Below are 8,929 nucleotides of genomic sequence, written 5' to 3'. Positions count from 1 at the left end.
CCGGATCCGAGGCGACCTGCTCCAGCACCCGCACCAGCCGCTCCGCCATCGTGCACGCGGTGGCCTCGTCGAAGAGGTCCGTGGCATACAGCAGATCGCCGTCGATCCCCGCTGGGTTGCCCTCGCCGTCCCGGTGTTCCGCCAGTGTCAGCGACAGGTCGACCCGGGCCGACGCGGCCCCGGGTGTCATCGGCCGCACCTCGACGCCCGGCAGCTTCCACTCCTGCGACGGCATCGTCTGCACGGAGAGCATCACCTGGAACAGCGGGTGCCGGGCCAGTGAGCGCGTGGGGTTGAGTTCCTCGACCAGGTGCTCGAAGGGCAGGTCCTGGTGTGCGTACGCGGTCAGGTCGGTCTCCCGCACCCGGGACAGCAGCTCCGCGAAGGTCGGGTCGCCACTCACATCGGTCCGCAGGACCAGCGTGTTGACGAAGAAGCCGGCCAGCCCGTCCAGCGCCGCGTCACCACGCCCCGCGACCGCCGTGCCGATCGGAAGGTCCTTCCCCGCGCCCATCCGGGACAGCAGCAGCGCCAGCGCGGCGTGTACGACCATGAACATCGTGGCGTCGCCGCGTCGGGCCAGCTCCACGAGCCGGGCATGGGTGGGCACGTCGATCCGTACCCCGGCCGCCCCGCCACGGTGCGAGGACACGGCGGGCCGGGAGCGGTCGGCCGGAAGCGCGAGCTCCTGGGGCGCGTCGGCCAGGGCACGCCGCCAGTGGTCCAGCTGGGCGCCGATCAGGCTGTCGGGAGCGTCCAGGTCGCCGAGCAGACGGCGCTGCCAGAGCGCGTAGTCGGCGTACTGCACCGGCAGCGGCTCCCACACCGGCGCCCGGCCCTCCCGACGGGCGGCATACGCCACTTCCAGGTCCTTGAGCAGCAGGTCCATCGTCCAGCCGTCCACCGCGATGTGGTGCGCCACGATCAGCAGGACGTACTCAGCGGGGCCGGTCTTCAGCAGCCGGATCCGCCACGGGAGGTCGGCGCTGAGGTCGAAGCGCTCCTCGGTCTGCTCGGCGAGCACCTGCTCGACCCGGTCGGCGGGGGTGTCGAGGACGACCATGCGCGGGCGCCCGGCCGAGGGGGCGAGGATGTGCTGGCGCGGCACGCCGTCCGTTTCGGGGTAGCTCGTGCGCAGGCTTTCGTGCCGGTCGGCGAGGTCGCCCAGGGCGGTTTCGAGCGCGGGCAGGTCGAGGTGGCCGGAGACGCGGTAGCGCAGCGGCAGGTTGTACGCGGCCTCGCCACCCTCTTGGGCCTCCTCCATCTGGTTGACGAACCACATCCGCCGCTGCCCGAACGACAGCGGTACGACGTCCGGCCGGGGTTGCGGCGTGAGCGGGAGGCGCACGCCACCGCCACCGGTCAGCTGCCGGGCGACCCCGGCGACGGTCGGCTCGGCGAACAGTTGCCGGATGCTCAGCTCGGTGTCCAGGACCGCGCGGATCCGGGCGATCAGCCGCATGGCCTGCAGCGAGTCGCCACCCAGCGCGAAGAACGACGCGTCGACGCCGACCTGGTCGAGGCCGAGGATGTCGGCGAACAGCCCGCACAGCGCCTCTTCGATGGGGGTGGCGGGGGCGCGGCGGCCGGTCAGCCCCGCGTAGTCGGGGGCGGGCAGGGCGTCACGGTCCAGCTTGCCGTTCACCGTGACGGGGAGGGAGCCGAGCGCCATCACTGCGGCCGGGACCAGGTGGTCGGGCAGCCGCTCGGCCAGGTACTCCCGTAGTCCGGCGGTGTCCGCGTCCTCGCCGGGGACGACGTAGGCGACGAGGCGGCGGTCCCCGGGGCGGTCTTCGCGGACCACGACGGCGGACCGGCGGACGGCCGGGTGGGTGGCGAGGACGGCCTCGATCTCGCCGGGCTCCACCCGGAAGCCGCGGATCTTGAGCTGGGTGTCGGCCCGTCCGACGACCACGAGTTGGCCGTCGGCGGTCCAGTGGGCCAGGTCCCCGGTGCGGTACATCCGCCCGCCGGGGGCGCCGGGTTCGTCGGCGGCGGCGAACGGACAGGCCACGAAGCGCTCCGCGGTCAGCCCGGGACGGCCGAGATACCCGCGGGCCAGGCCGGGGCCGGCGAGGTAGAGCTCTCCCGTGACACCGGCGGGGACGGGCTGCAGGAAGTCGTCCAGGACGTAGGTCTGCCCGTTCTCGAGCGGCCGTCCGATCGGCACGGGGGCGTTGGTGTCGGACGGGGTGAGCGGGTCGCTCAGGGTGACGCAGACGGTGGCCTCGGTGGGGCCGTACGCGTTCAGCATCCGCCGCCCCGGCGCCAGCCGTGCCACCAGTGCGGGCGGGCACACCTCGCCCGCGGCCGCGACGGTGGTCACGGTGGCGGGCAGTTCATCCGCGGCGGCGAGCACGGACGGCGGCGCGGTCAGATGCGTGACGCCGAACTCGGCGGCGACGGCGGCCAGCGACCCGTACGGCGGCAGCATGTCCCGCTCCGCCATGACGAGGGTGGCACCGGCGGGCAGGGCGGTGCAGAACTCGGCGAACGCGGCGTCGAAGCTGGGCGAGGCGAACTGCAGGACGCGGGCGCCGGGACCGGATCCGAATCGCGAGATGTGGCTCGCCGCCAGGCTGCCCACTCCGCCGTGGGTGACCACGACGCCCTTCGGGGTGCCGGTGGAGCCGGAGGTGTAGATGACGTACGCGGGGTGTCCCAGCCGCTGCGGCCGGACGCGGTCGGCGTTCCCGGGGGCAGTGTCCGGGCGTGTCGCCAGCGCGGCGGTCACATCGGGGGCGTCGAGGACCAGGCGGGCCGGCGTGTCGGCGCCCAGCGCGGCCTCGGGCCCGTTGACACCCAGCGCGGCCTCGGTCTCGCCGGTGCACAGCACCAGCTTCGGGCGGGCGTCGGACAGCATGAACGCGATGCGCCGCGCCGGATACCGGGGGTCCATGGGCAGATAGCCCGCGCCCGCCTTGACCACGGCGAGCAGCACGGCCATCAGCTCAACGGACCGCTCCATGGCCACGCCGACCAGGTCCTCGGGGCCGATGCCACGGGCGATCAGCTCGTGTGCCAGCCGGTTGCTGCGTTCCTCCAGCTCCGCGTACGTCAGGCCGTGCTCCGCCCCGACGACGGCCAGGGCATCGGGGGTCCGCCGCACCTGTGCCTCGAACAGCTCGGCCAGTGTGCCCTCCGGCACGCCGCGGGCCGTGTGGTTCCAGTTCTGGACGACGGACGCCCGCTCAGCCGGGTCGAGGATCCGCAGTCGGCTGAGGGGCACGGTGGGGTCGGCGGCGATCTGCTCGAGCACCGCCGCCAGCCGCCGGGCCAGGGCCTGGACGGTGGCCTCGTCGAACAGCTCGGTGGCGTAGAAGATGTCGCCGCCGATTCCGGCCGGGCTGCCGTCCTCGTCGCGGTGTTCGGACAGGTCGACGGAGAGATCGAAGCGGGCGGCGAGCGAGCCGGGCGGGGTGGGGCGGACCTGGAGGCCGGGCAGGTCCCACTGCGCGGGCGGGACGTTCCGCAGCGACAGCATCACCTGGAACAGCGGGTTGCGGGACAGCGAACGCGAGGGCGCGAGGTCCTCGACGAGATGCTCGAAGGGCACGTCCTGGTGTGCGTACGCGGCCAGGTCGGTCTCGCGCACCCGGGCCAGGAGTTCGGTGAAGGCGGGGTCGCCGCTCAGGTCGGTGCGCAGCACGAGCGTGTTGACGAAGAAGCCGGTCAGCCCGTCCAGCGCGGCGTCGCCACGGCCCGCGGTGGCCGTGCCGACGGGGATGTCCGTGCCCGCGCCCATCCGGGCCAGGAGTGCCGCCAGCGCGGCGTGCACCACCATGAACACCGTGGCCCCGCCACGCTGGGCGAGCCCCACGAGGCGGGCGTGAGTGGGCGCGTCGATCCGTACGGGGACCAGGCCGCCCGCGTACGACGACACCGCCGGACGCGGCCGGTCGGTCGGGAGCGCCAGTTCCTGCGGCGCGTCGGCGAGGGCGTCGTGCCAGTAGGCGAGCTGCTCGCTCAGCAGGCTGTCGGCGTCGCCGCGCTCCCCCAGCAGCCGCCGCTGCCAGAGGGCGAAGTCGGCGTACCGCACCGGCAGCGGCTCCCAGACCGGCGCCCGGCCCTGCCGACGTGCGGCGTAGGCCGTGCTGAGGTCCCGCGCGAGGACACCCATCGACCAGCCGTCGGCGGCGATGTGATGCGCCACGATGAGCAGCACATACTCGGTGGGACCGGTGACCAACAGCCGTACCCGCCAAGGAAGTTCGCTGCTGAGCTCGAAGCCGCGGCCGGCGTGCGCGCTCAGCTCCGCCTCGACCTGGTCCGCGGGGAGGTCGACGACCACGAGTGGCGGATGCGCCGCGGGACCGTCCAGCACCCGCTGGAGCGGAACGCCGTCCGTCTCCGGGAACACCGTCCGCAGGCTCTCGTGGCGGTCGGCGACGTCGGCCAGGGCGGCTTCCAGCGCGCCGGTGTCGAGGTGGCCGGAGAGGCGCAGCGCGAGGGGCATGTTGTAGACGCCCGCGGCGACCCCGGCGGCCCCGGCACCCATTGCGGCCCCGGCGCCCATTGCGCCCTCTGCTCCCTCCGCGCCCTCCGCCCCCTCTGCGCCTTCGCTGGTGGCCGCGAGCCGGTTGAGGAACCACATCCGCCGCTGCCCGTACGAAAGCGGCAGTTGTTCGGGGTGCCGCGGGCGCGGCTGTGGCTCCAGCGGCGGCCGTGCGTCACCGTGCTCGGCGTCGATCCGGCGGGCGGTGTCGGCGACGGTCGGGGTGGCGAACAGGTCGGCGATGCGCAGTTCGCTGTCGAGGACGGGGCGGATGCGGGCGATGAGCCGCATGGCGAGGAGGGAGTCGCCACCGAGCTCGAAGAAGGAGGCGTCGGCGCCCACCTGGTTCAGCCCGAGGACTTCGGCGAAGAGCCCGCAGAGGATCTCCTCGGTGGGGGTGGCGGGCGCGCGGCCGTCGGGGGTGCTCGCGGCGTCGGGGGCGGGGAGGGCGGCGCGGTCCAGCTTGCCGTTGACGGTGAGCGGCAGCGCGTCGAGGGTCACGATGGCCGGGATCATGTACTCGGGCAGCCGGTCGGCGGCGAGGCGGCGCAGGGCCACCGGGTCGAGCTCGCCGGAGGGGACCACATACGCGACGAGGTGCCGATCCCCGGGGCGGTCCTCGCGGATGACCACGGCGACCTGGGCCACGGCCGGGTGGCCGGCGAGTACGGCCTCGATCTCGCCGGGCTCGACCCGGAAACCACGCACCTTGACCTGCTCATCGACCCGGCCCGCGAAGACCAGATCACCCTCGGCGGTCCACTTCGCCAGATCGCCACTGCGATACATACGACCACCCGGAGCGGCGAACGGGCAGGCGACGAAACGCTCGGCGGACAGCTCCGGCCGACCGATATAGCCCCGGGCCAGACCCGCACCAGCGATGTACACCTCGCCCGTAACGCCCACCGGCACCGGCTCGAGGAACGCGTCGAGCACATAGACACGGGCGTTGGGGAGGGGACGGCCAATCGGCGGGGCCTCGCCCAGCCCGGCATCCAGCGGAGTGGCGGTGGCGGTGGTGATGACCGTGGCCTCGGTCGGCCCGTACGTGTTCCACACCCGCGCACCCACCGACCACCGACCAGCCAACTCCGCACTCAACCGCTCCGCACCCAACACCCAATTGCCCACGCCCGGCACGGCATCCGGATCCAGCACCCCCAACAACGACGGCACCACACTCGCCACCCGCACCCCACACCGGCCCACCATCTCCGCCAGCGCTTGCAGGTCATTGCGCTCGGCGGTGGTGGCGACGGCGAGGGTGCCACCGGCGGCGAGGGTGACGGCGACGTCGAGGACGGCGGCGTCAAAACTGAACGACGCGAACTGCAACGCCACCACACCCGCGTCCATCCCCAGCACCGGACGCATCGCCTCAGCCAGATTCACCACGCCACCGTGGGCGACGGCCACACCCTTCGGCCGCCCCGTCGAACCCGACGTATAGATCACATACGCCAACTGACCCGGGACAACGACCGTCCCCAACGGCTCCTCCGGGAAGGCATCGGCACCCTCGAGAAGGATGGCGCGGGCATCGCCCAGAGGCACGTCGGCGAGACAGTCAGCCGTACCGAGCACCACTTCGGCGCCACTGTCCGCGATCACAAACCCCAACCGGTCCGCTGGATACTCCGGATCCAACGGAATGAACGCACCACCGGCCTTCCACACCGCCAACTCCGCCACCACCACATCCACCGACCGCGCCAAACACAACGCGACCCGCGACTCCCGACCCACACCAGCACCGACCAACAACCGCGCCAACCGATTCGCCCGCCGGTCCAACTCCCCATACGAGAGCGCATCTTCACCGCATCGCACCGCCACCACATCCGGCGCCGCCGCAACCCACGCCTCGATACGCTCCACGATCGAACCCGCGGGCAGGGTGGCCTCGGTGGCATTCCACTCCGCCACCACCCGCGACCACTCCGCTTCCCCCAGCACCTCCAGCCGACCGACCAACGTCTCCGGATCGGCCGCCATCTGCCCCAGCACCCGCACCAAGCGGTCAAGGAGCCCCTGAGCCGCCTCGGGGTCGAACAGGTCCGGGCGGTAGTCCAGCCGCAGCCGCAGCTCCTGCGTCGGGTGGACGCCCAGCGACAGCGGGAAGTTGGTGGACTCGCGCATCGCCGTACCGGTGCTCCGCAGCCCGGCGGCCACTGCCGTGGAGTCCTGCGCCCCGATGGGGTGGTTCTCGAACGCCATGATGGTGTCGAAGGTGGCGCCGGGCCCGGTCTGCCGCTGGATTTCGGTCAGGCTCAGATGCTGGTGGTCCAGCAGCGCCGACTGCCGTTCCTGCACCTCCGTGAGCAGCTCGGCGACCGTACGCGCCGGTTCCAAGCGCACCCGTACGGGCAGCGTGTTGATGAAGAGCCCCAGCATGCTCTCCATGCCGGGGAGGTCGGCGGGGCGCCCCGCCACCGTCGCGCCGAACACCACATCGCGGCGGCCGGTGAGCCGACCGAGCACAACGGCCCAGGCCGCCTGGATCACGGTGTTCAGGGTCAGGCCGTTGCGGCGGGCGAGGTCTCGCAGTCGGCCGGCGAGTTCCGCCCCGGCATCGGTGGCCGCCTTGCCGGAGGCCACCGGGGCAGTGGCCTGTCCACCCGGTGCCACCAGCGTCGGCTCGTCCGCGCCCGCCAGCTCCTGCCGCCACGCGTCCCGTGCGGCTTCCTTGTTCTGGCGGGCGAGCCAGGCGAGGTAGTCACGGTACGGCGTGACGGGCGGCAACCCGTGCGCGCTGCCCCCGGCCTCGTAACACGTCCACAACTCCCGCATCAGCACCGGCAACGACCAGCCATCCAACAGGATGTGATGCAGCGTGACCATCATCCGGTACTCATCCGGCCCGACCTTGACCAGCAACACCTTCAGCAACGGCGGCACCGCCAGATCAAACCGCCGCTCCCGCTCCTCGACCCCCAACCGCTCCGACTCCACCCGGGCCGCATCCGCGTCCAGCCCGGACAGGTCCTCCTCCCGCCACGGCAGCTCCACGCCCCGGGCGATGACCTGCACCGGCTGCGCCACCCCGGCCAGTTGCCTGAAGCCCGCACGCAGGCTCTCGTGCCGGTCGAGCAGCGCCTGCCACGCGTCGCGCAGCACCGTGGGATCCAGCTTGCCCGCCAGCTCCAGCACGAGCTGCTCGACATAGACGTCGATGCCGCGCTCGTCGTACACCGCATGGAAGAGCAGGCCCTCCTGCAGCGGCGACAGCGGCCAGACGTCCTGGACTCGCATCTGAGTCATCGTGCTCCCCCTTTGTCCGCGAGTTCCGCTTCGAGCGCGTCGATCTGGCTCTGGTCGAGCGTGATGAGTGAGAAGTCCGACGGTGTGTGGCCGCCGCCGGAGCCGGTGGTGTGGGTGGCGAGGCCGGTGAGCATCGCCAGCCAGCCATCGGCGAGTCGTCGCATGTCGTCGGTGTGGTGGAGGTGCTGGGGCCAGGCGAGTGTCAGCGTGAGCAGCGGGCCGTCCGGCAGGTCGCGGACCAGGCCGACGGCCTCCAGGGCGTGCGCCAGCGGAACCTCGTCGCCCACTCCGCCACCGAGACCCCCTTCGGGGGCGGCGGACCAGGCGGCAGCCGTCTGCTCCGGTGTCCCGTCGGCGAAGCGGCCCAGGTAGGTGAAGCCGATCTGGGCGGTGGGCAGCGCGGCGAGGGCGGGCGCGGTCTCGGGGTTGAGATGGCGCAGCAGACCGTGGCCGAGGCCGTCGCCCGGGACCGCGCGGAGCTGTTCCTTGATGTGTTTGACGGCCCGTCCCGCCACCGGCCCGCCGCCGCGCAGACCGGCGAAGTCCTGTGTCGCGGGGTCGAGTCGCACGGGGTAAGCGCTGGTGAACCAGCCCGCCGTACGGGCCAGATCGAGACCGCCGGACGTCCGGCCGTGGCCTTCCACGTCCACCAGGATCCCGCTCCGCGCGCTCCGCCCGCGGTGCCGCCGCCACTCCGCGACGGCGGAGGCCAGGGCGGTGAGCAGCACATCGTCGATCCCGGCGTGGAAGGCGGCCGGGACCGCCGTCAACAGGGTGGCGGTGAGCTCCGCCGAGGCCGTCACGGAGACCCGCCGCAGCGTGGCGCCCACGTCACGGTCCGGGTCCAGGGGGTGCTCGCCGAGTGGCGCGTCGGAGCCGCGGAGCAGCCTGGTCCAGGCGGGGAGTTCGGCGAGCCGTTGTTGGCCGGTGGCTTCGGTCCGCAGGGCGCGGGCCCAGTGCCGGAAGGACGTGGGCACCGGCTCCAGCACGACCTCACGGCCGGCCGCCAGGTCCGCGTACGCCTGGGCGAGGTCCGGGATGAGGATACGGAGGGAGAGCGTGTCCACGGCGAGGTGGTGGACGGTGAGCAGGAGCCGTCCGGGGGTGGCCGGGCCGAGGTCGAACCAGATCACCTGCAGCATCACGCCCGCGCGCGGATCGAGCCGGTCC

At 72.9% G+C, this 8,929-nt stretch carries 2 protein-coding genes; both read right to left on the bottom strand.

The genetic code is table 11. The features are described from left to right. Positions 1 to 7,759: amino acid adenylation domain-containing protein (locus tag NP777_RS46220; RefSeq protein ID WP_256656211.1), on the bottom strand; the 7,759-nt coding region annotated here is incomplete at its 3' end. Next, on the bottom strand, positions 7,756 to 8,929 hold a 1,174-nt coding region (locus NP777_RS46215; RefSeq protein WP_256656210.1), incomplete at its 5' end, for a condensation domain-containing protein. The genes NP777_RS46220 and NP777_RS46215, both read right to left, overlap by 4 nt.

The sequence above is a fragment of the Streptomyces rugosispiralis genome (assembly GCF_024505145.1).
Taxonomy (GTDB): Bacteria; Actinomycetota; Actinomycetes; order Streptomycetales; family Streptomycetaceae; genus Streptomyces; species Streptomyces rugosispiralis.
Note: the sequence above shows the minus strand (reverse complement) of the source record. Positions and strands in the feature narration are given on the sequence as shown.